This window comes from Amycolatopsis sp. PS_44_ISF1, assembly GCF_032335455.1.
GTDB lineage: Bacteria > Actinomycetota > Actinomycetes > Mycobacteriales > Pseudonocardiaceae > Amycolatopsis.
Genome location: NZ_JANUXO010000003.1, coordinates 117,437 through 137,591, shown reverse-complemented (window position 1 = coordinate 137,591; position 20,155 = coordinate 117,437). Strand labels below are relative to the sequence as shown.

Below are 20,155 nucleotides of genomic sequence, written 5' to 3'. Positions count from 1 at the left end.
GGTGCCGGGTTCAGTCGACGCAGTTCTCCCCGGCCGAGGTGATCGGGGCGTCGTCGCGGGGGCCGGCCGCCGCGCCGCCGCCACCGCCCGCCGAGGCACCGGGGCCGGAGTAGACCTGGCCGAGCAGCACCTCGATGTGCCCGGCCGGGACGTCGGCGGACTCGGTGGTGGCCAGCCCGCCGAGCAGGTCCGCCACCTGCGCGCCCGGTGCCGCGAGGCCCGGCCCGTACCGCACCAGCGAAGCGCGGCGGGCGGTGGTGTTGCCGGTCCGGCCCGGGGTGAAACCCCGCTCCTCCAGCACATCGGCCACCCGTGCGGCCAGCCCGCTCGCTTCGCCGGCGTTCGACACGTCCACGATCGGGCCCGCGGCCGGGCCGGACGGTGGCGCGCCCGAGGGCGGGGCGCCGATCAATCCGGCCGCGAAAGCCTTGACCTGAACCGGGTCCACCTGCACGGCCGTCCAGCTCGGGTGCTGCCTGCTGTAGCGGTAGTCGGGGTTGGCCACCGGGATGGTGGAGAACTGGATGCCGCCGCCGGTGATCCCCTGCAACCGGCCGACGAAGTCCAGCAGGTTCCACGTGCTGTCGATCACCACGGACTTCTTCACCGCGTCGATCAGCGCACCCAGCTTCCCCGGGTCGGCCAGCGTGCCCGCGGAGAGCACTTCGTGCGCCAGCGAGGCGAGGAAGACCTGCTGGCGCACCACGCGGTCGAGGTCGCTGCGCGGGAGGTTCTTGCGCTGGCGGACGAACGCGAGCGCGTCGCCGCCGGAGACCTTCTGCGGCCCCTTCGGGAAGTCCGCGCCGGAGTCCTCGTCCTTGGTCGCCTCCTTGAGGCACACCGGCACCCCGCCGACGGCGTTGCTGATGTCGTAGAAGCTCAGCAGGTTCACCTCGGCGAAGTGGTCGATGGTCACGCCGGTGAGGTCCTCCACCGCCTGCCGGGTCGCGCGGCGCCCGGCGGTCAGGGACTCCACCCTGAGCCTGTCCTTGTCCGTCTCACCCGCCGCGCGCAGCCGCGAAGCCTCGGCCGCCTTGGCTTTGCCGAACGCGGAGTTGATCTTGTCCGGCCCGCCCGCCAGCCGGACGTAGGAATCGCGCGGGATGGAGAACGCCTTGATGCTCTCCTGCCCGTTCGGGATGCGCAGCACGATCAGGGTGTCGGTGAGGTCGTCGCCGTTGGCCCCGGCGCGCAGCTCCTGCAGGACGTTCCGGGGCAGCGGGTTGCCCTGCGTGTCGTCGCGGGAGTCCCGGCCCACCAGCAGGATGTCGAGCGAGCCGTCGGCCGGCCGCTCGCCGGGCTTCGCCGGCTCGCCGCCGCCGAGCACGTCGCTGCGGCTGACCTCGTCGAGCGAAGTCAGGGTCGAGTAACCGTAGGCCGTACCCGCGAACGTGATCACCGACAGCACCGAAACGACGATCTTTCCCGCTATCCGCACACCTCCACCGACTCCGCGGTACGCCCGGCTGCTGCAAAAGTGACCCAGTTCACATCAGCCGGCTCAGCGTGCGAAGAGCTGCGTCTCGTCGCAGAAGGCCTTGAACTCCAGCGCGTTGCCCGCCGGATCGTGCAGGAACATCGTCCACTGCTCCCCCGGTTCCCCGGCGAAGCGCTGGTACGGCTCGATCACGAACTCCGTGTCCGCCGCGCGCAGCCGGGCGGCCAGTTCGTGGAAGGCGTCGACGTCGAGGACCAGGCCGAAGTGCGGGACCGGCACGTCGTGGCCGTCGACCGGGTTGCGGCCGGCCTCGGCCCGCGTACCGGGCACGACATGGGTGACGACCTGGTGGCCGTGGAAATCCCAGTCGACCCAGGCCCCGGAGGAGCGGCCCTCGCCGAGGCCGAGCACCCCGCCGTAGAAGGCGCGGGCGCGGTCCAGGTCGTCGACCGGGATGGCGAGGTGGAAGGCGGGGCGGGTGGCCATGGGTCTCCTCAGTGCAGTCCAGTGAGTGCAGTCCAGTGAGTGCAGTCCAGTGAGTGCAGTCCGGCGAGTAGCTGTCCGGTGAGCGCGGTCCGGGATCGGGCCGATTCACCTTGATCCGACGATGTCCGAATGTCAACATTGGCCCATGGAAGTCACCCCACTACGGAAGGCCGCCCGGCGTGGACTGGCCGAGGAAGCCGCGGACCGCGTGCGCGAAGCGATTTTCGCCGGGCACTTCGCGCCGGGCGCGGCGCTGCGGGAAGTCGAGCTGGCCGCATCGCTGGAGATCAGCCGCGGCTCGGTGCGGGAGGGCCTGTTCCAGCTCGCGCGCGAAGGGCTGGTCCAGGGTGGCTGGCACCGCCCCACCACCGTCGTCGAAGTGACGCCCGATGACGTCGAAGAGCTCTACTCCGTCCGCGCGGCGCTCGACCGCCTGGCTGCGACCACCGCGCGGGCGCGGGCGACGCCCGGCGACCTGGGCCGGCTCGACGAACTCGTGGACACGATGGCGGCGGAGGCCGGACACGCCGGCGGCCCGCGCCTGCTGGCCCTCGACATCGCCTTCCACGACCACGTCTACGCCGCCGCGGGCAACGGCCGGCTCACCGACGCGTGGCGGGCCGTGCGCTCGCAGGTGTTCCTGTTCCAGCTCCAACGGGTGTCGCTGGACCACGACCACTACCGCTCGCGGGTGGTCGCCGAGCACCGCGAGCTGGCGGAGCTGGTGCGCGACGGCGACCCGGGCGCGCTGGCCCGGGTCGCCGAGGAGCACGTCGACTCGGCCCGCCGCCGCCTGCTCTCCGGGCTGAAACCCCGCTGACCGGCTCAGCCGAACAGGTCGACCACCTTGCGGATCAGCTCGTACACCCCGTAGCCGAACGGGACCAGCACCCACAGCCACGCGATCACCAGCAGCAGGGTCCGCCCGCCCGAGCGGGCCGTGCCTTCGGTCGCCGGTGCGCTCATCACGCCTCACTCCCCACCTGGTCGCGGCCCACGGGCTCGTGGAACTTCGCCTTCACCGGACGCACGAACTCGTTGGCGGCGAAGCCGACCACGAGCAGGCCGATCATGATGAAGAACGACGTCGTGTACAGGTCCGGGCCGGACTTGCCGGCTGCCTTCGCGCGGTCGGCGATGCCGTCGACGATCAGCGGGCCGAGCACCCCGGCCACCGACCACGCGGTGAGCAGGCGACCGTGGATCGCGCCCACCTGGTAGTTGCCGAACAGGTCCTTCAGGTACGCCGGGAGCGTCGCGAACCCGCCGCCGTAGAAGGAGAGGATCAGCATCGCGCAGAGGATGAACACGACCTTCGAGGAGTTCGTGGTCAGCGCGATGACCAGGTACAGCACCGCGCCCACGCCGAGGTAGAAGCGGTAGATGTTCTTGCGCCCCACCAGGTCCGAAGTGGACGACCAGACGAACCGGCCCAGCATGTTGGTCAGCGACAGCATCGCCACGAACCCGGCGGCGGCCGCGGTGCCCACCGGGGCCGAGGTGTTCCTGAAGAAATCCCCGATCATCGGCGCGGCCTTCTCCAGGATGCCGATGCCCGCGGTCACGTTGAGGCACAACACGACCCACAGGCACCAGAACTGCGGCGTCTTGAGCGCGTTCGCGGCCGAGACGTTACCGGTGGAAACCAGCGTCCTGGCCGCCACCGCCGCCGGCTCGAAGCCGCCGGGTTTCCAGCCCTCGGCCGGCACCCGCACGATCAGCACGCCCATGGTCATGAACACCGCGTAGACCACGCCGTGGATCAGGAAGGCGGTCGCGATGTCGCCGGTGGTGGGCGTGGTGCCGAGCATGGCCGAGGACCAGGGCGAGGCGATCAGCGCGCCGCCGCCGAAGCCCATGATCGCGATGCCCGTGGCCATGCCCGGCCGGTCCGGGAACCACTTGATCAGCGTCGAGACCGGGGAGATGTAGCCGATGCCGAGCCCGATCCCGCCGATGCCGCCGTAGCCGAGGACCACGAGCCAGAACTGCCCGGTGGCCACGCCGAGCGCGGAGACCACGAACCCGGCGCCGAAGCACACGGTGGCCACGAACATGGCCCAGCGCGGGCCGTTCTTCTCCACCAGGGTGCCGCCGAACGCCGCCGACAGGCCGAGCATCGCGATCCCGAGCTGGAACGGGAGGCCCGATTGGGTCCCCGACAGGTGCAGGGTCTTCTCGAGCGGGGTCTTGAACACGCTCCACGCGTAGGCCTGGCCGATCGACAGGTGGATCGAGAGCGCGGCGGGCGGGACCAGCCAGCGCGTCCAGCCGGGCGGTGCGACGATACGAGAGCGGGCCAGGAAGCCGTTGGCCATCGTCAGACTCCTCCGAACTGTGAGGTGGTGCTGGGAATGTATTACCAAAAACCCGGCGTTGCACCGGCTGAATGTCGTACGTTCGGGCCGAATTTCGAGGAGAGGTGGGCAGATGGGCCGGGTCACCGTGCGCCGCCCGGTGCGCCGGATCTCCGCCGCGGGTGAGCGGCGGCGTCCGGACTCACTGGCGGCCGAGGAGCCGATGGAGCTGCGGGTCGGCGGAAAAGCCCTGGCCGTGACCATGCGCACGCCGGGCAGCGACGTCGAGCTGGCTCACGGGTTCCTCCTCTCGGAGGGCGTGATCGGCTCCCGCGAGGACGTCTCGGCGGCCCGCTACTGCGACGGCGTGGACGATCGGGGCCGCAACACCTACAACGTGCTGGATGTGACACTCGCGCCCGGAGTGGCTCCCCCCGAGACCGGCGTGGAGCGGAACTTCTACACCACCTCGTCCTGCGGCGTCTGCGGCAAGGCGGCGCTGGACGCGGTCAAGCTGCGCAGCCGCTTCTCCCCCGCCGAATCCACCTTCACGGTGAAGACCGAGGTGCTGGTGCAACTGCCGGACCGGCTGCGCGAGCAGCAGAAGGTGTTCGCCTCGACCGGCGGGCTGCACGCGGCCGCGCTGTTCGACCCGGACGGCGGGCTGCTGGTGGTCCGCGAGGACGTCGGCCGGCACAACGCCGTGGACAAGGTGCTCGGCTGGGCTCTGCAGGCCGAGCGGATCCCGGCGCCCGGCCTCGGCCTGCTGGTCTCCGGCCGCGCTTCCTTCGAACTGGTCCAGAAGGCGGCGATGGCGGGCATCGGGCTGCTCGCCGCGGTGTCCGCACCGTCCTCGCTGGCCGTGGAGCTGGCGGAGGAGAACGGGATGACCCTGATCGGCTTCCTGCGCGGTGACAGCTTGAACCTCTACACCGGCGACCACCGGGTGCCGGCTTAGGCCATCGGTCCTTCCGCGAGACCACGCCGGGTGCGTCTCGGCAGTGGACGCAGTGACCACTGTGGACGCGCCCGGGTTGGCGCGAAGCGGGCGTGAGCAGGACCATAAACACCGACGAAGGCAACGCCTGACCGCTGCGCCGCGTCTCAAGGGGCGTGGGGGAGGGAGACCAGGTGCGCGAAAAGGACAAACCCGCCGAGATCCCCGCTTCGGGGCCCCGGCGGGGGGTGAGCCGCCGGTCCGTGGTGATCGCGGGCGCGGCCGGGCTCGGCGTGGCCGGGCTCGCCGTGGGGACGGCCACCGGCGCGGTGCCGTTCAGCCCGGCGCTGCAACGGGTGCTGGGCGTCGCCTCGTCCACTCCGGTCACCCAGCTCGGCAGCACCCGGGTGGAACGGGTGTACTCCGCCGCCCGCGGTCGTCAGGTCGACCTCGTGCTTATCCTGCCGAGCAAGAAGCCGCCGCGGGGCCTGCCGATGTCGCTGATGCTGCACGGCCTGCACGGCAACGCGCGCACTGCCGCGCCGAGCGGGCTGATGAAGCAGCTCGCCAGCGATGTGGCCCGCAAAGCCGTGCCCGCGTACGGCTACGTCGCGGTCGACGGCGGCGACAACTACTGGCACCAGGTCCACCCCGGCGACGACCCGATGGCGATGCTGCTGGAAGAGGTCCCGCAGTGGCTGCGCGCCCGCGGTTTCGCCGGGGAGGACGGGCTGCCGTTCGCCTGCTCCGGCGTCTCCATGGGCGGGTTCGGCGCCCTGCTGTACGGCCGCCGGCGCGTCGAGCGCCGTCAGCCGCCGCAAGCGGTCGCGGCCGTCTCGCCCGCGCTCATCACGTCGTGGCCGGAGATGGCCAAGCGCCACATCTTCACCGGGAGCACCGACTGGGCCAACCTCGACCCGCTGCGCCACCTCGACGCGCTCCGGGACGTGCCGACGGCCCTCTGGTGCGGCACCGAGGACTCGTTCATCACCGGGGTGCGCCGGTACATCGCCGCCACCCACCCGGCCATCGGCTACACCGCCAAGGGCCGGCACAGCGACACGTTCTTCCACTCGGTGGTGCCGAGCCTGGTGAGCTTCGTCGGCAAGCACCGGCCGAAGGGCGACTGAGTCCTCGCCGGTCGCACTCGGTCAGTGGGAGACCCAGCGGGCGACCACCGAGATCAGCCAGAAGCCGACCATGGTCGCGACCGTGAACAGGGCGGCCCAGCGCAACTGCATCCGGCGGGTCTCCGCGGCGCGCAGCAGCCGGAGGAAGTACCAGGCGGCGCCGAACAGCGGGATCGGGATGAGCGGCAGCGCCGAGAGCCGGGTCCCGACCGCGACCAGGCAGACCGCGGCGAAGACCGCGAGCACGGAGGTGGCGGCCCGGTAGAGCCACGGGCAACGGGTCAGCACCGAGGCCACGACCCGCTCACTCAGCTCGACCAGGCCGATGGAGACGCCCGAAGGCTCGGCGGGCACCGCAGTCCCGGCCGGGTCGGTGGCCAGTTCGTCCCCGGAAGCTGCGGTCAGCGGCACGGTTGTCATCCACTCCATTATCGCGCCCGCCGCGGACGCCTCGTCAGCGGACTCCACTTCCCCCGTGGACCGGCCCCGGAACGCTCGCTTCCCGGCCGGCCGGCCCGCAACACCCCCGGTTCCGCGGTCGCCACGAGAACCCCGGCCGGGCCGTTCGGCGGCCACCCCCGGCCGGTTCAAGCCCGGGTGGCCACCGAAGCGCCGGTCAGGCCGACTTCTCGCCCCGCTCGGAGCGCGTGCGGCGGGAAGGCTGCCGCGCCACGATCGTGGGGTTCACGTTCTCCCGGACGGTCTGCTCGGTGATCACGACCTTGGCGACGTCGTCGCGGCTCGGGATGTCGTACATCACCGGCTGGAGCACTTCTTCCATGATCGCGCGCAGGCCGCGGGCGCCGGTGCCCCGCAGCACCGCCTGGTCGGCGATGGCCTCGAGCGCGGTCTTGGTGAACTCCAGCTCGACGTTGTCCATCTCGAACAGCTTCATGTACTGCTTCACCAGCGCGTTGCGGGGCTGGGTGAGGATCGAGACCAGCGATTCCTTGTCCAGGTGGTTCACCGTGGCCACCACCGGCAGCCGGCCGATGAACTCCGGGATGAGACCGAACTTGATCAGGTCCTCGGGCATCGTCTCGGAGAAGACGTCGCTGCCCTCGATCTCGGCCTTGGTGCGGATCTCCGCGCCGAAACCGAGGCCGCGCTTGCCCACGCGCTCGTTGATGATCTTCTCCAGCCCGGCGAACGCGCCGGCCACGATGAACAGCACGTTCGTCGTGTCGATCTGGATGAACTCCTGGTGCGGGTGCTTGCGCCCGCCCTGCGGCGGCACCGACGCGGTGGTCCCTTCGAGGATCTTCAGCAGCGCCTGCTGCACCCCCTCGCCGGAGACGTCCCGGGTGATCGACGGATTCTCCGACTTGCGGGCGATCTTGTCGACCTCGTCGATGTAGATGATGCCCGTCTCGGCCCGCTTGACGTCGTAGTCGGCCGCCTGGATCAGCTTGAGGAGGATGTTCTCCACGTCCTCGCCGACGTACCCGGCCTCGGTCAGCGCCGTGGCGTCCGCGATGGCGAACGGCACGTTCAGCAGCTTCGCGAGCGTCTGCGCGAGGTAGGTCTTGCCGCAGCCGGTGGGGCCGAGCATCAGGATGTTGGACTTGGCCAGCTCGACCGGCTCGTCCTTGGAGTCCTTGGGCCCGGCCTTGTCGTCGGCCTGGATGCGCTTGTAGTGGTTGTACACCGCGACGGCCAGCGTCTTCTTCGCGTCGTCCTGGCCGATGATGTACTGCTGGAGGAACTCGTGGATGTCGGCGGGCTTGGGCAGCTCGTCGAGCTTCACGTCGCCGGCTTCGGCCAGCTCCTCCTCGATGATCTCGTTGCAGAGGTCGATGCACTCATCGCAGATGTAGACCCCGGGGCCGGCGATGAGCTTCTTCACCTGCTTCTGGCTCTTCCCGCAGAAAGAACATTTCAGCAGGTCGCCGCCGTCACCGATCCGTGCCATGGCCGTTGACCTCGTCCCCTCCGGTGCGCGCAACACGCACCTGACACTGTCTCGCCGCCCCGGCCGCTGACCGACCGCACCGGGGCCTCACGCATTGCCACTGACGGTACCCGTCCGGACCCGCGAGCGGGAACACCCGCCGCCCGTCCCGGGCCCGGAGTTCACCCGGCCCCGGACCGCCCGACCCTAGACCAGAGGGCCGGTGCGTGTCGTCCTGACGACGCGCACCGGCCCCGGGAGTCAGTTGGCCGAGGCCTTCCGGTACGGGAGCACCTCGTCGATCAGGCCGTAGGCCTTGGCCTCCTCGGCGGTCAGGATCTTGTCCCGCTCGATGTCGGCCTTGATCTGGTCCGGCTCCTTGTTCGTGTGCTTGGCCAGGATGATCTCCATCTGGCGCCGCACCCGCTGGATCTCGTTGGCCTGGATCTCCAGGTCGGAGACCTGGCCGTAGGTGCCCTCGGTGGCCGGCTGGTGGATCAGCACGCGTGCGTTCGGCAGCGCCATGCGCTTGCCCGGCGTGCCCGCCGCCAGCAGCACCGCGGCGGCCGAGGCGGCCTGGCCGAGGCACACGGTGGAGATGTCCGGGCGGATGTACTGCATGGTGTCGTAGATCGCCATCAGCGAGGTGAACGACCCGCCCGGGGAGTTGATGTAGATGCTGATGTCGCGGTCCGGGTCCTCGTGCTCCAGGTGGAGCAGCTGGGCCATCACGTCGTTGGCCGAAGCGTCGTCCACCTGCACCCCGAGGAAGATGGTCCGCTCCTCGTACAGCTTGTTGTACGGGTTGGACTCCTTCACGCCGTAGCTGGTGCGCTCGACGTAGGAGGGCAGGATGTACCGCGACTGCGGGGTCTGCGGAGCCCGGAAGTCACCCGGGAGCCGGAAATTGCTCATGAGAGGTCTCCTGTGTGGTTCGGGCTTCAGTTGGACGGGTTGAGGCCGTTGCCGTCGCCCCGGCTCAGCACGTGGTCGACGAAGCCGTACTCCTTGGCCTCCTCGGCGGTGAACCAGCGGTCGCGGTCGCCGTCCTTGATGATCTGCTCGGTGGTCTGGCCGGTCTGCTCGGCCGTGATCCGGGCCAGCTCCTGCTTCCACTTGTTGAACAGGTCGGCCTGGATCGCGATGTCCGAGGCCGTGCCGCCGACCCCGGCCGAGGGCTGGTGCATGAGGATCCGGGCGTGCGGCAGCGAGTACCGCTTGCCCGGCGTGCCCGAGGAGAGCAGGAACTGCCCCATCGAGGCCGCCATGCCCATGGCGTAGGTCGCCACGTCCGGGCGGATCAGCTGCATGGTGTCGTAGATGGCGAACCCGGCGGTGACCGAGCCGCCCGGTGAGTTGATGTAGAAGCGGATGTCGGATTCGGCGTCGTCCGCGTCGAGCAGCAACAGCTGCGCGGTGATCCGGTTGGCGATCTCGTCGTTGACCTCGGAGCCGAGGACGACGATCCGCTCCTGGAGCAACCGCTCGAACACCGAGTCGGTGAGGGTGAGCCCCGCGGTGCCGGTCCGCCCCTCGGGCATGTGCTGCTTCACGTCTGCCTGCCTTTTCGCCGGCGGCGGCCCGTGTCGTACCGGACGCCGCTGTCGTCTTCAGATGCCTGACTAACAACCGACCCTAACGAACTTGGGCGGTGCAGAATGCCTGACACCGCCCAAGTTCGCTCACAGCTTCACTCCGCCGGGGTCTTGGCCGTCTCCTCGGTGACCTGCGTCTCCTCGACGCCGCCTTCGACGACCTCGGGGGTGTCGGCCTCGTCACCGGTGCCGAACAGCTCGGAGAGGTCGACCGCTTCACCCGAGGCGTTCTTGACCGTGGTGCCGCGGACCACCGAGGCCAGCGCCTTGCCGCGGCGCACGTCGGCGTAGATCGCGGTCAGCTGGCCCGACTGCTGGGCGCGCTGCACGTACTCGTCCGGGCTGACGCCGAAGCGCTGGGCCTGGTAGACGATGCGCTCGGTGAGCTCGCCGTCGTTGACCGAGGTCTTCTCCCGGTCGGCGATGGTGTCCAGCAGCAGCTGCGTGCGGACGGCCTTCTCCGACTCCTCCTGGACCTCGGCGTTGAACTCGTCCAGCGTGCGGCCCTCGGCCTCCAGCGCCTTCGAGAACTGCTCCTCGTCGTGGTCGAACGGGTGCACCGCGTCGTGCTTGCGGTTCTCGATCTCGCCTTCGAGCACCTTCTCCGGGATCGGCACCTCGGTGCGCTCCAGGAGGATGTCCAGCACCTGGTCGCGGGCCTGCACGCCCTGCTGCATCTTCTTGACCCGGGCCAGGCGCTCGCGCAGGTCGGCCTTCAGCTCGTCGATCGTGTCGAACTCGCTGGCGAGCTGGGCGAACTCGTCGTCGGCCTCGGGCAGCTCACGCTGCTTGACCGACTGCACGGTCACGGTGACCTCGGCGTCCCGGCCCGCGTGGTCGCCCGCGACCAGCTGGGTGGTGAACGTCTTGGTCTCGCCGGCGTTCGCGCCGATGATGGCCTCGTCGATGCCGTCCACGAGCTGGCCGGAGCCGATCTCGTAGGACAGTCCGGTGGTGGCCGCCTCTTCGACGGTCTCGCCGTCGACGGTGGCCGACAGGTCGACGGAGACGAAGTCGCCGTTCTCGGCCGGGCGCTCGACACCGGTCAGGGTGCCGAAGCGGGCCCGCAGCTCGTCGAGCTGCTCGTCGACCTCCGCGTCGGTGGTCTCGACGTCGTCGACGCTGACCTCCAGGCCCGCGAGGTCCGGCAGCTCGATCTCCGGGCGCACGTCCACCTCGGCGGTGAACTCGAGCACGTCGCGGTCTTCGATCCGGGTCACCTCGAACTCGGGCTGGCCCAGCGTGCGGACCTCCCCGGCGCGGACGGCCTCGATGTACTTGGCCGGGATGGCCTCGTTGACGACCTCGTCGAGCACCGGCGCGCGGCCGATCCGGCTTTCCAGGACGCGAGCGGGCGCCTTGCCGGGCCGGAAGCCCGGGATGCGCACCTGCTGGGCGATCTTGCGGTAGGCGCGGTCGAAGTTCGGCTTGAGCTCGTCGAACGGCACCTCGACATTGATCTTGACTCGCGTCGGGCTGAGCTGCTCGACGGTGCTCTTCAAGGTCTTCTCCTCGAGCGGTAAACGATTGCGGTGGGACAATCCTCGGATTGGCCCCGGTCACCTGGTCCGACCAGGACGACCGAGTCTAGGCCAGGGGTGGCGGCGGTCCTGGTCGGGGGCCACCGGAGGCCGGCCGCGCCCGAGCGGTTGCCCTGCGGGCCCGGCCGTCCCGCAGCGACGACCGCCGACGCGTACGGTCACCGCCGTGAGTGATGCTTCGGCCGTCGTTTCCCGGTTCACCGGCCGCCCGGTCACCGGCACGCGACGCCGGTCCGGTGCGCTGACCGAAGCCACCTTGGCGGGTGGGGACGTCGTGGTGGCGAAACGGGGGCACGCGCCCGGCGCCACCGCCGCCGAGGCCGCGGGCCTGCGCTGGCTGGCCGAAGGCGCAGCGCCGATCCCCGCCGTGCACGGTCACGACGAGCACTGGCTGGTCCTCGACCGGATCGCGACCGAACCGGCGCAGGAGCGGGTGGCCGACCGGCTGGGCCGCGACCTCGCCGCCCTGCACGCGGCCGGCGCCCCCGCGTTCGGCGCGCCTCCCCCGGGCGCCCCGGACCGCGCGTGGATCGGCCTGGCCCCGATGGCGAACACCCCGGGCCCGCGCTGGCCCGAGTGGTACGCCGAGCACCGGGTGCGGCCCTACGTCCGGCTGGCGCGCGACGCGGGGACGCTGAGCGCCGCCGAGGCCGCCGCGTTCGACCGGGCCTGCCACCGCTTCGCTTCGGTGTCCGGCCCGCCGGAGCCGCCGTCCCGCCTCCACGGCGACCTGTGGAACGGCAACGTGCTGTGGACGCGGGAGCGCGCGTACCTGATCGACCCGGCGGCCCACGGCGGCCACCGCGAGTCCGATCTGGCGATGCTGCGCCTGTTCGGCTGCCCGCAGCTCGAACGGGTCCTCGGGGCGTACGCCGAAGCCGCCCCGCTCTCCTCCGGCTGGCGGGAGCGGATCGGGCTGCACCAGTTGTTCCCGCTGCTGGTGCACGCTGTCCTGTTCGGACGGACGTACGCGGAGCAGGCCCTTTCGGTGGTGCACGGTCTGTTCTGAGCCCTGGGCCGGCGGGGCGCGGGACGATGACCGCCGGGTGATCAACGGGAGGTCGTTCGAGGCCAGGACCGGGGTGGCCTGGCGGGACCGGCCGATCCACCTCGCCTGCGCCGAAAGCTGATCCCGGCGATGCTTCCCGGACGCCGGGATCAGCAGGCGAACCGGCTGCGCCGCGGCCGGGCCGGTGGTCGCCCACCGGTCTTTCGACGCGTCGCTCATAAGCGCCGCAACATCGTCGAACGCTGCTCCGACCGCCTCACGCAGTTCCGTGCCATCGCCACTCGGTTCGACAAGACCGCTGTCTCCTACTGGGGCACGATCGATCTGGTCACGCTGCTCATCTGGCCCTGAGGACAGGCCCTAGGCCGACGGGCCGCGGCCGGTCCCGCTCCCCGAAGTACCGCTGCCCGAAGTACCGCTGTGCGAGGTGGCGGTGACCGAGGTGGCGGTGGCCGAGGTGGCGGTGGCGGTGCCGTCCGAGGTGGTGGCGACGACCGTCACCTGCTCGCCCTGGGTGACGCCGGTCGCGGTGGCGGAATCGATGACGTAGACCTTGGTGAACCCGTCGTCGCTGCGCGTGGTCAGCGAGGTGGCGCTCAGTGCCGTCACCTTGCCCCGCTGCAGGAACTCGGTGACGTACTCGCCCCCGCTGCCGGTGGTGACGAATTCGCCGTGCAGCGCGGTGCTCATCGTCGTCACGCCGCCCGGGCCCGAACCGCTCATCCGGCCGCCGGGCCCGCCGGTCGCGGCCGCCGCGCCGGAGTTCGAAGTCGCCACCCAGATCCCCGCGCCGCCGCCCACGACGATCACCGCGGCCACCCCACCGGCGGCCCACTTGCGCCGGCCGCCGCGGGCCGGGCCGCCGGGTGGCGCGGAGGCGGTCCCGCCCCAGGTGTCCGATGTGGCCGGTCCGGGGACCGGGAGCCGTTGTTCGCCAGAAGTAGTCATGAGCCCCACCCTGACCACCGATGCTGTGCCCGCCCTGTGGCCGCCATCGGCCGGCGCTGTGACCGCTGCGCGCGCTCGTCCCACAGCCGACTCACAGGCAGCACACATCGGACCCACACCCTGGGCCCGCACGCTCTGGGCATGGCACCTCGCGCGCAGGCAGCGCCCGCCCGGCCCAGCCGGTTCGGGCGGCTTTCGCTGCGGGTGAAGCTCACGGTGTCGATCGTGCTGCTGCTGTCCCTGGTGTGCCTGGTGATCGGGGTGGTCAGCGAGTTCGCGCTGAGCGCCTTCCTCACCGGCCAGACCGACGGGCAGCTCTACGCCGCCGCCAACCGGGCCAAGGACTTCGCCGTGCACGGCGGTCCGCGCGGCGGGAACAACCCGCTCGACGCGCCCGGGCAGGGTGCCGGGACGGTCAACGCGCACCTGTCCGGCGACCGGCTGGTCGACGGCGGCTCCCTCTCCTCGCACGGGCAGCTGGTCGCGCTCACCGCCGGGCAGCTCGACGTGCTGCAGGCGGTGCCGGTCGACGGCCGGGCCTACGACCGCACCCTCGACGAGCTGGGCGACTACCGCGTGACCGCCTCGGCCATCCCGGGCGGCGTGGTCGTCACGGGAGTCCCGCTCGCGCCCGTGCACCTGACCTTGCTGACGGTCGGGCTGATCCTGTTCGGCGTCGCCGCGATCGGGGTCACCGGGGCGGCGCTCGTCGGGGCCTACGCGGTGCGGCGCACGCTCCGGCCGCTCGAACGCGTCGCGACGACGGCCGCCCGGGTGTCCGAACTGCCGCTGGACCGGGGTTACGTCGACCTCTCCGTGCGGGTCCCCGACGGCGACACCGACCCGCGCACCGAAGTCGGGCAGGTCGGCTCCGCGCTGAACCTGATGCTGGGCCACATCTCCGCCGCGCTGGAGGCCCGGCACGCCAGCGAGACGCGCGTGCGCCAGTTCGTCGCCGACGCCAGCCACGAGCTGCGGACCCCGCTCGCCGCCATCCGCGGGTACGCCGAGCTGGCCGGGCGCGGGCGGATGGCGGTGCCGCCGGACGTCGCGCGGTCGATGACCCGGATCGAGTCGGAGGCCGACCGGATGACCACGCTGGTCGAGGACCTGCTGCTGCTGGCCCGGCTCGACGCCGGCCGCCCGCTGGAGGTGGCCGAGGTCGACCTGGCCCGGCTGGTCGCCGACGCGGTCGGGGACGCCCACGTCGCCGGTCCGGACCACGAATGGCAGCTGCGCCTGCCGGAGGAACCGGTCCTGGTGCCCGGCGACGTCCAGCGGCTGCACCAGGTGCTGGCCAACCTGCTCGCCAACGCCCGCGTGCACACCCCGCCGGGCACCACCGTGGTCACCTCGCTCGCGCGCCCGGCCGACGGCAGCGCCGTGGTCACCGTGACCGACAACGGCCCGGGTATCCCGCCGGACCTGCTCCCGACCGTCTTCGAACGCTTCGCGCGCGGCGATTCGTCACGCTCGCGCGCCGCGGGCAGCACCGGCCTCGGCATGGCCATCGCGGCGGCCGTGCTGGTCGCGCACCACGGCACGATCGAGGTGCACAGCCGTCCGGGCCGCACCGAGTTCGCCGTCCGGCTGCCGGCGGTCGCGCCCCTCGGCCGTCCCGTCCCCCAGCTCGAAGCCCGGCGGCCGGGCAAGAACCTGCGCGCGTCCTGAAACCGGCCCGGCCGGTGGCCGAGCCCCGGGGACGAACCACAGAAACCGCACAGCACGGGCACAAGACCACCCCAGCTCGGGCTCCGACGCTGGTCCCATGACCGCAGTCGTGACCCCCGCCCGCCCGGTCGCCCCCGCCCGGGCCCGCCGGCGCACCGATCCCCGCTGGGTCCGCCCGGCCCTGCTGCTCCTGCTCGCCTCGGCCGCGGGGCTCTACCTGTGGGGCCTCGGCGCCTCCGGGTGGGCCAACGCGTTCTACTCGGCCGCCGCCCAAGCCGGGGCGCAGAGCTGGAAGGCGTTGTTCTTCGGCTCCACCGACGCCGCCAACGGCATCACCGTCGACAAGACCCCCGCCGCGCTCTGGGTGATGGGCCTGTCCGCGCGGCTGTTCGGGGTGAACGCGTGGAGCATCCTCGTGCCGCAGGCGCTGATGGGCGTCGGCTCCACCTGGCTGCTGTACGCCGCGGTCCGCCGGACTTCGGGGGCCGCGGCCGGGTTGCTGGCCGGGCTGGTGCTGACGCTCACCCCCGCCGCCGCGCTGATCTTCCGCTTCAACAACCCGGACGCGCTCCTGGTGCTGCTGCTCGTGGCCGCCGCGTACGCCACCGTCCGCGCGCTGGAGAAGGCGAGCCCGGCGTGGCTCGCCCTGGCCGGGACCGCGGTCGGGTTCGGCTTCCTGGCCAAGATGCTGCAGGCCTTCCTCGTGCTGCCCGCGTTCGGCCTGGCCTACCTGATCGCCGCGCCCACGACACCGGGCAAACGCCTGCTGCACCTGGGCGCCGCGACCGGCGCGGTGATCGCCTCCGCGGGCTGGTACCTGGCCGTGGTGACGCTGTGGCCGGCCGCCGACCGGCCGTTCATCGGTGGCTCGCAGACCAACAGCCTGCTGGAACTCACCCTGGGCTACAACGGTTTCGGCCGCATCACCGGTGACGAGACCGGCAGCGTCGGCGGGGGCGCGGGCGGCGGCTGGGGCAGCACCGGGCTGTTCCGGCTGTTCGGCGGCGAGATGGCCGGTGGTATCGCCTGGCTGATCCCGGCCGCGCTGCTCGCGCTCGGCGCCGGGCTGTGGTTCACCCGCCGCGCGTCCCGCACCGATCCCGGCCGCGCCGCGCTGGTCGTCTGGGGTGGCTGGCTGCTGGTCACGGCGGCGGTGTTCAGCTTCATGGGCGGCATCATCCACCCGTACTACACGGTGGCGCTGGCCCCGGCGATCGCCGCGCTCGTCGGCACGGCCGCGGTGCAGCTGTGGCGGCTGCGCGCGGAACCGGCGGCGGCCGGGCTGCTCAGCGGCGGTGCCGCGCTGACCGCCGTGACCGGGTACCTGCTGCTCCGGGACGCTTCGTGGCCGCCTTGGCTCGCCCCGGCCGTGCTCGTGGGCGGGCTGGTCTCGGCCGCCGCGCTGGTGTTCGCCGGCCACCTCGGGCGTGGGGTCGCCGGGCTGGGGCTGGTGATGCTGCTCGCCGGGTCCGGCGCGTACAGCCTGGCCACCGCGGCGACCCCGCACAGCGGCGCTATTCCCTCGGCCGGGCCCGCGCGGGGTTCCGGCGGCGGCGGGGGCCCCGGCGGCGGGATGGCGGGCGGACTGCTCGACACCTCGCTGCCCGGCCGCGATCTCACCGCCCTGCTGGTGCGCGACGCCGGGCAGTACCGCTGGACCGCCGCGGCCGTCGGGGCCAACAACGCCGCCGGGTACCAGCTCGGCAGCGGGTTCCCGGTGCTCGCCGTGGGCGGCTTCAACGGGACCGATCCCTACCCGACGCTGCAGCAGTTCCAGCAGTACGTCCGGAGCGGGCAGATCCACTACTTCCTCGGCGACGGCCCGGGTCTGCGGGGCGACAGCGGCAGCGACTACGCCCAGCAGATCGCCGACTGGGTGGCCGCGAACTACCGGTCGTCCACTGTGGACGGTGTGACCGTGTACGACCTGACTTCCTGAAGGCCCGGCCCACAGGGCCACCACAGCCCGGCCACAAGGTGGCCAAAGCCCGCCCTCCGAAGGTGGTAACCATGAACATCACCGCTGCCTCCCGCACCGAGACCGGAGCCGCACCCGTCCCGCGGCCGGGGACCACCCCGATCGGCCGGGGCGGCCCGGGCCCGGTGCTCGACGTCGTGATCCCGGTCCACAACGAGGAGGCCGACCTCGAACCCTGCATCCGCCGGCTGCACGCGCACCTGGAAGAGCACGCCGGTCACCCGTACCGGATCACGGTCGCGGACAACGCGAGCACGGACGAGACCCGCCACATCGCCGAACGGCTCGCGCGGGAGCTGCCCGAGGTCGTGGTCCACCACCTCGACGAGAAGGGCCGCGGGCGCGCCCTGCGAGCGGTCTGGTCCGCCTCCGACGCCGGTGTGCTGGCCTACATGGACGTGGACCTCTCGACCGATCTCGCCGCGCTCGCCCCGCTCGTGGCGCCCCTGCTGTCCGGGCACTCGGACCTGGCCATCGGCAGCCGGCTGGCCCGGGGCGCCCGGGTGGTCCGGGGACCGAAGCGGGAATTCATCTCCCGCTGCTACAACCTGATCCTCCGCGGCACCCTCGCGGCGAAGTTCTCCGACGCGCAGTGCGGGTTCAAAGCCATCCGCGCCGACGTCGCCCGGCGGCTGCTGCCGCACGTGCAGGACACCGGCTGGTTCTTCGACACCGAACTGCTGGTGCTCGCGCAGCGGTCCGGACTGCGCACCCACGAGGTGCCGGTGGACTGGGTGGACGACCCGGACTCGTCCGTGCACCTCGTGGCCACGGCCACCGCCGACCTCAAGGGCGTCGCCCGCCTGACCCGCGCCACGTGCACCGGCGCGATCCCGTTCCGCCGGCTGCGCGAGCAGCTCGGCCGCGAGCCCATCGGCGTCGAGGCACCCGGCGTGCCGCCGAGCCTGGCGCGGCAGCTCGTGCGGTTCGCCGCGGTCGGGGTGGCCAGCACCGCCGCCTACCTGCTGCTGTTCCTGCTGCTGCGCACCGTCGTCGGCGCGCAGGCCGCGAACTTCATCGCGTTGCTGGTCACCGCGGTCGCCAACACCGCCGTCAACCGCCGGGTGACCTTCGGCGTGCGCGGGCGGGGCGGGGCCGGGCGGCACCAGTTCGAAGGGCTGCTCGTGTTCGGCCTCGGCCTGGTGCTCACCAGCGGTTCGCTGGCCCTGCTCAACGCCGCCACCCACCCCGGGATCGTCCTGGAGACCACGGTGCTCGTGCTGGCCAACCTGGCCGCCACCGTGCTCCGCTTCCTGTTGCTGCGCGGCTGGGTCTTCAACCCCCGCCGCGGGCCCGCCACCACCGAGGAGAACCGATGACCGCCGTCCTGCCCGCCCCGGCCGAGGGCGCTACCGTCCAGGATTCCCCACGCCGCAAGGAAAGCGGCCCGCGCTGGGTGCGCCCGTCGGTGTTCGGGCTGCTCGCGCTGACCGCCGTGCTGTACTTCTGGGACCTGACCGCCTCGGGGTTCGGGAACTCGTTCTACGCGGCCGCCGTGCAGTCCGGCACCCAGAGCCTCAAGGCCTGGCTGTTCGGCTCGCTGGATTCCGGCAACGTGCTCACGGTCGACAAACCGCCGGCGGCGCTGTGGGTCGGCACGGCCTTCGCGCGGATCTTCGGCTTCTCCAGCTTCACGGTGCTGGCCCCGCAGGCACTGATGGGGGTCGCGTCGGTCGGGCTGCTGTACCTGACGGTCCGGCGGGTGTCCGGGCCGGTGCCCGGACTGCTGGCCGGCGGGGCGCTCGCGCTGACGCCGGTGGCCGCGCTGATGTTCCGCTTCAACAACCCGGACGCGCTGCTGGTGCTGCTGCTGATCGCGGCCGCGTACTTCACCGTCCGCGCCGTGGAGCAGGCGAGCCCGGCGTGGCTGGCGCTGGCCGGCCTGGCGATCGGGTTCGGCTTCCTGACCAAGATGATGCAGGCGTTCCTGGTGCTGCCCGCGTTCGCGCTGGCCTACCTGGTGGCCGCGCCGGCCGGGCTCGGCAAGCGGCTGCTGCACCTGCTCGGCGCCGCGGCCGCGGTGGCCGGTTCGGCGGGCTGGTTCCTGGTGCTGGTCGCGCTCTGGCCCGCCGGTTCACGGCCCTACATCGGCGGTTCGACCGGGAACAGCCTGCTCGAGCTGGCGCTGGGGTACAACGGTCTCGGGCGGATCTTCGGCGGTGAAGGCAACGGAGGCGGCTCGGGGGGCGGGCCCGGCGGCGGCTCCGGCGGCGGGGCCAACACGATGTTCGGCGGCGCCAGCGGCCTCGGCCGGATGTTCGGCGCCAGCTTCGGCACGGAGATCTCCTGGCTGCTGCCCGCCGCGCTGATCGGCCTGGCCGCCGGGCTGTGGTTCACCCGCCGGGCCGCGCGCACCGACCGCACCCGCGCGTCGCTGCTGGTCTGGGGCGGCTGGCTGCTGGTGACCGGGCTGGTGTTCAGCTTCATGGGCGGGACGATCCACCCGTACTACTCCGTGCAGCTCGCCCCGGCGATCGCCGCGGTGGTCGCCATCTCCGGGCACGCGCTGTGGCGCGGCCGGGCGAGCACCGCGGCCCGGACGGTGCTGGGCGGCATGATCGCCGTCACCGGGGTGTGGGACTTCATCCTGCTGGACCGGACGCCGGACTGGCTCCCGTGGCTGCGCTGGGTCGTCGTGGTGCTCGCGGTGGTGGTGGCCACCGTGGTGGTGGTCGGGCTGCCGCCGCTGCGCCGGGCGCTCGCGGTGCTGGCCGCGGTGAGTGTGCTGTCGCTGGGCCTCGGCACCGCCGCGTACGCCGCGGAGACGGCCGCGGTGCCGCACACCGGTTCGATCCCGGTGTCCGGGCCGGCCACGCAGAACGGGTTCGGCGGGATGGGCCGGGGCGGCCTCGGGGACCGCGGTTCGGACACCGCGCTCTCGCGGCTGCTGGCCGGGACCACGACGAAGTGGGCGGCCGCGACCACCGGCTCCCAGTCGGCCGCAGAGCTGGAGCTGGCCGGCGGCAAGGCGGTGATCGGCATCGGCGGCTGGGACGGCAGTGACCCGGCACCGACCCTGGCCCAGTTCGAGCAGTACGTGGCCGACGGGGAGATCTCGTACTACGTGGCCGGTGGCCAGGGCGGCGGACCGGGCGGCGGCGGGGGCTCCTCGGCGATCACCGAGTGGGTGGCGGCGAACTTCAGCGCCACCACGGTGGGCGGGCAGACCGTCTACTCGCTGCTGTCCTGAACGAGCCGCCGCGAACAGCCGATGTACAGCCGTCCCTCAGGATC

At 72.1% G+C, this 20,155-nt stretch carries 19 protein-coding genes; 9 read left to right on the top strand and 10 right to left on the bottom strand.

Annotated elements, in window-relative coordinates; all coding sequences use genetic code 11:
- Positions 1 to 10: 10 nt before the first annotated feature.
- Together NYF13_RS27010 and NYF13_RS27005 are read right to left on the bottom strand one after the other, a co-directional pair.
- Positions 11 to 1,438 carry an LCP family protein gene (locus tag NYF13_RS27010; protein WP_315660559.1) on the bottom strand — a complete coding sequence of 476 codons (1,428 nt, stop codon included), beginning with the start codon at positions 1,436 to 1,438 and terminating at the stop codon, positions 11 to 13.
- 63 nt (positions 1,439 to 1,501) lie between these two features.
- Positions 1,502 to 1,924 (bottom strand): VOC family protein, encoded by a 423-nt coding sequence (locus NYF13_RS27005; RefSeq protein ID WP_315660558.1) that lies wholly within the window; start codon positions 1,922 to 1,924, stop codon positions 1,502 to 1,504.
- Between the two features lie 145 nt (positions 1,925 to 2,069).
- Between NYF13_RS27005 and NYF13_RS27000 the strand changes: the two genes are divergently transcribed.
- The gene (locus NYF13_RS27000) at positions 2,070 to 2,744 is read left to right on the top strand and encodes a GntR family transcriptional regulator (RefSeq protein WP_315660557.1); all 675 of its coding nucleotides are present in this window, start codon (positions 2,070 to 2,072) and stop codon (positions 2,742 to 2,744) included.
- 5 nt (positions 2,745 to 2,749) lie between these two features.
- Here the strand turns inward: NYF13_RS27000 and NYF13_RS26995 are convergent, their stop codons facing one another.
- Together NYF13_RS26995 and NYF13_RS26990 are read right to left on the bottom strand one after the other, a co-directional pair.
- Positions 2,750 to 2,890 carry a hypothetical protein gene (locus NYF13_RS26995; RefSeq protein ID WP_315660556.1) on the bottom strand — a complete coding sequence of 47 codons (141 nt, stop codon included), beginning with the start codon at positions 2,888 to 2,890 and terminating at the stop codon, positions 2,750 to 2,752.
- Positions 2,890 to 4,242: an OFA family MFS transporter gene (locus tag NYF13_RS26990; RefSeq protein ID WP_315660555.1), complete on the bottom strand. Its 1,353-nt coding sequence runs from the start codon at positions 4,240 to 4,242 to the stop codon at positions 2,890 to 2,892. Before NYF13_RS26990 ends, NYF13_RS26995 begins: the two co-directional genes overlap by 1 nt.
- Before the next feature lie 112 nt (positions 4,243 to 4,354).
- Here NYF13_RS26990 and fdhD point away from each other — a divergent pair, with 112 nt between their 5' ends.
- Entirely contained in the window at positions 4,355 to 5,179 is an 825-nt protein-coding gene (gene fdhD / locus NYF13_RS26985) for a formate dehydrogenase accessory sulfurtransferase FdhD (protein ID WP_315660554.1), read from the top strand.
- A 173-nt stretch (positions 5,180 to 5,352) separates the two neighbouring features.
- Positions 5,353 to 6,288, top strand: a complete 936-nt coding sequence (locus NYF13_RS26980; protein WP_315660553.1) for an alpha/beta hydrolase-fold protein — start codon at positions 5,353 to 5,355, stop codon at positions 6,286 to 6,288.
- Positions 6,289 to 6,309: 21 nt separating this feature from the next.
- On the opposite strand, the gene NYF13_RS26975 is transcribed toward NYF13_RS26980, so the two are convergent.
- From NYF13_RS26975 to tig, 5 genes are all read right to left on the bottom strand, one after another.
- Positions 6,310 to 6,708, bottom strand: coding sequence for a hypothetical protein (locus tag NYF13_RS26975; RefSeq protein ID WP_315660552.1), 399 nt, complete (start codon positions 6,706 to 6,708; stop codon positions 6,310 to 6,312).
- A 196-nt stretch (positions 6,709 to 6,904) separates the two neighbouring features.
- Positions 6,905 to 8,200, bottom strand: a complete 1,296-nt coding sequence (clpX, locus tag NYF13_RS26970) for an ATP-dependent Clp protease ATP-binding subunit ClpX (RefSeq protein WP_315660551.1) — start codon at positions 8,198 to 8,200, stop codon at positions 6,905 to 6,907.
- Between the two features lie 240 nt (positions 8,201 to 8,440).
- Entirely contained in the window at positions 8,441 to 9,094 is a 654-nt protein-coding gene (locus NYF13_RS26965; protein WP_315660550.1) for an ATP-dependent Clp protease proteolytic subunit, read from the bottom strand.
- Between the two features lie 26 nt (positions 9,095 to 9,120).
- Positions 9,121 to 9,732: an ATP-dependent Clp protease proteolytic subunit gene (locus NYF13_RS26960; protein ID WP_315660549.1), complete on the bottom strand. Its 612-nt coding sequence runs from the start codon at positions 9,730 to 9,732 to the stop codon at positions 9,121 to 9,123.
- Between the two features lie 137 nt (positions 9,733 to 9,869).
- Positions 9,870 to 11,276 (bottom strand): trigger factor, encoded by a 1,407-nt coding sequence (tig, locus tag NYF13_RS26955; protein ID WP_315660548.1) that lies wholly within the window; start codon positions 11,274 to 11,276, stop codon positions 9,870 to 9,872.
- Positions 11,277 to 11,481: 205 nt separating this feature from the next.
- Here tig and NYF13_RS26950 point away from each other — a divergent pair, with 205 nt between their 5' ends.
- Both NYF13_RS26950 and NYF13_RS26945 read left to right on the top strand, forming a co-directional pair.
- Complete coding sequence (locus NYF13_RS26950) at positions 11,482 to 12,324, top strand: fructosamine kinase family protein (protein WP_315660547.1); 843 nt, start codon at positions 11,482 to 11,484, stop codon at positions 12,322 to 12,324.
- A gap of 129 nt (positions 12,325 to 12,453) precedes the next feature.
- Positions 12,454 to 12,675 (top strand): hypothetical protein, encoded by a 222-nt coding sequence (locus NYF13_RS26945; protein WP_315660546.1) that lies wholly within the window; start codon positions 12,454 to 12,456, stop codon positions 12,673 to 12,675.
- Positions 12,676 to 12,684: 9 nt separating this feature from the next.
- On the opposite strand, the gene NYF13_RS26940 is transcribed toward NYF13_RS26945, so the two are convergent.
- Positions 12,685 to 13,272: a hypothetical protein gene (locus NYF13_RS26940; protein ID WP_315660545.1), complete on the bottom strand. Its 588-nt coding sequence runs from the start codon at positions 13,270 to 13,272 to the stop codon at positions 12,685 to 12,687.
- A 141-nt stretch (positions 13,273 to 13,413) separates the two neighbouring features.
- Between NYF13_RS26940 and NYF13_RS26935 the strand changes: the two genes are divergently transcribed.
- The 4 genes from NYF13_RS26935 to NYF13_RS26920 all read left to right on the top strand — a co-directional run bounded on the left by NYF13_RS26935 (position 13,414) and on the right by NYF13_RS26920 (position 20,111).
- A complete protein-coding gene (locus tag NYF13_RS26935) occupies positions 13,414 to 14,943 on the top strand; it encodes a HAMP domain-containing sensor histidine kinase (protein ID WP_315660544.1) in 1,530 nt (509 codons plus the stop codon).
- Between the two features lie 97 nt (positions 14,944 to 15,040).
- Positions 15,041 to 16,882: a glycosyltransferase family 39 protein gene (locus tag NYF13_RS26930; protein ID WP_315660543.1), complete on the top strand. Its 1,842-nt coding sequence runs from the start codon at positions 15,041 to 15,043 to the stop codon at positions 16,880 to 16,882.
- 71 nt (positions 16,883 to 16,953) lie between these two features.
- Positions 16,954 to 18,240 carry a glycosyltransferase gene (locus NYF13_RS26925; protein ID WP_315660542.1) on the top strand — a complete coding sequence of 429 codons (1,287 nt, stop codon included), beginning with the start codon at positions 16,954 to 16,956 and terminating at the stop codon, positions 18,238 to 18,240.
- A complete protein-coding gene (locus tag NYF13_RS26920) occupies positions 18,237 to 20,111 on the top strand; it encodes a glycosyltransferase family 39 protein (RefSeq protein ID WP_315660541.1) in 1,875 nt (624 codons plus the stop codon). The genes NYF13_RS26925 and NYF13_RS26920 overlap by 4 nt, the downstream gene beginning before the upstream one ends.
- The last annotated feature ends 44 nt before the right edge of the window (positions 20,112 to 20,155 follow it).

Coding starts and splice junctions, on each gene's coding strand:
- clpX (WP_315660551.1), bottom strand. CDS start 8,200: ATGGCACGGATCGGTGACGGCGGCGACCTGCTGAAATGTTCTTTCTGC.
- NYF13_RS27005 (WP_315660558.1), bottom strand. CDS start 1,924: ATGGCCACCCGCCCCGCCTTCCACCTCGCCATCCCGGTCGACGACCTG.
- NYF13_RS26945 (WP_315660546.1), top strand. CDS start 12,454: ATGCTTCCCGGACGCCGGGATCAGCAGGCGAACCGGCTGCGCCGCGGC.
- NYF13_RS26975 (WP_315660552.1), bottom strand. CDS start 6,708: ATGACAACCGTGCCGCTGACCGCAGCTTCCGGGGACGAACTGGCCACC.
- NYF13_RS26925 (WP_315660542.1), top strand. CDS start 16,954: ATGAACATCACCGCTGCCTCCCGCACCGAGACCGGAGCCGCACCCGTC.
- NYF13_RS26995 (WP_315660556.1), bottom strand. CDS start 2,890: ATGAGCGCACCGGCGACCGAAGGCACGGCCCGCTCGGGCGGGCGGACC.
- NYF13_RS27000 (WP_315660557.1), top strand. CDS start 2,070: ATGGAAGTCACCCCACTACGGAAGGCCGCCCGGCGTGGACTGGCCGAG.
- NYF13_RS26935 (WP_315660544.1), top strand. CDS start 13,414: ATGGCACCTCGCGCGCAGGCAGCGCCCGCCCGGCCCAGCCGGTTCGGG.
- NYF13_RS26990 (WP_315660555.1), bottom strand. CDS start 4,242: ATGGCCAACGGCTTCCTGGCCCGCTCTCGTATCGTCGCACCGCCCGGC.
- NYF13_RS26965 (WP_315660550.1), bottom strand. CDS start 9,094: ATGAGCAATTTCCGGCTCCCGGGTGACTTCCGGGCTCCGCAGACCCCG.
- NYF13_RS26940 (WP_315660545.1), bottom strand. CDS start 13,272: ATGACTACTTCTGGCGAACAACGGCTCCCGGTCCCCGGACCGGCCACA.
- NYF13_RS26920 (WP_315660541.1), top strand. CDS start 18,237: ATGACCGCCGTCCTGCCCGCCCCGGCCGAGGGCGCTACCGTCCAGGAT.
- fdhD (WP_315660554.1), top strand. CDS start 4,355: ATGGGCCGGGTCACCGTGCGCCGCCCGGTGCGCCGGATCTCCGCCGCG.
- NYF13_RS26930 (WP_315660543.1), top strand. CDS start 15,041: ATGACCGCAGTCGTGACCCCCGCCCGCCCGGTCGCCCCCGCCCGGGCC.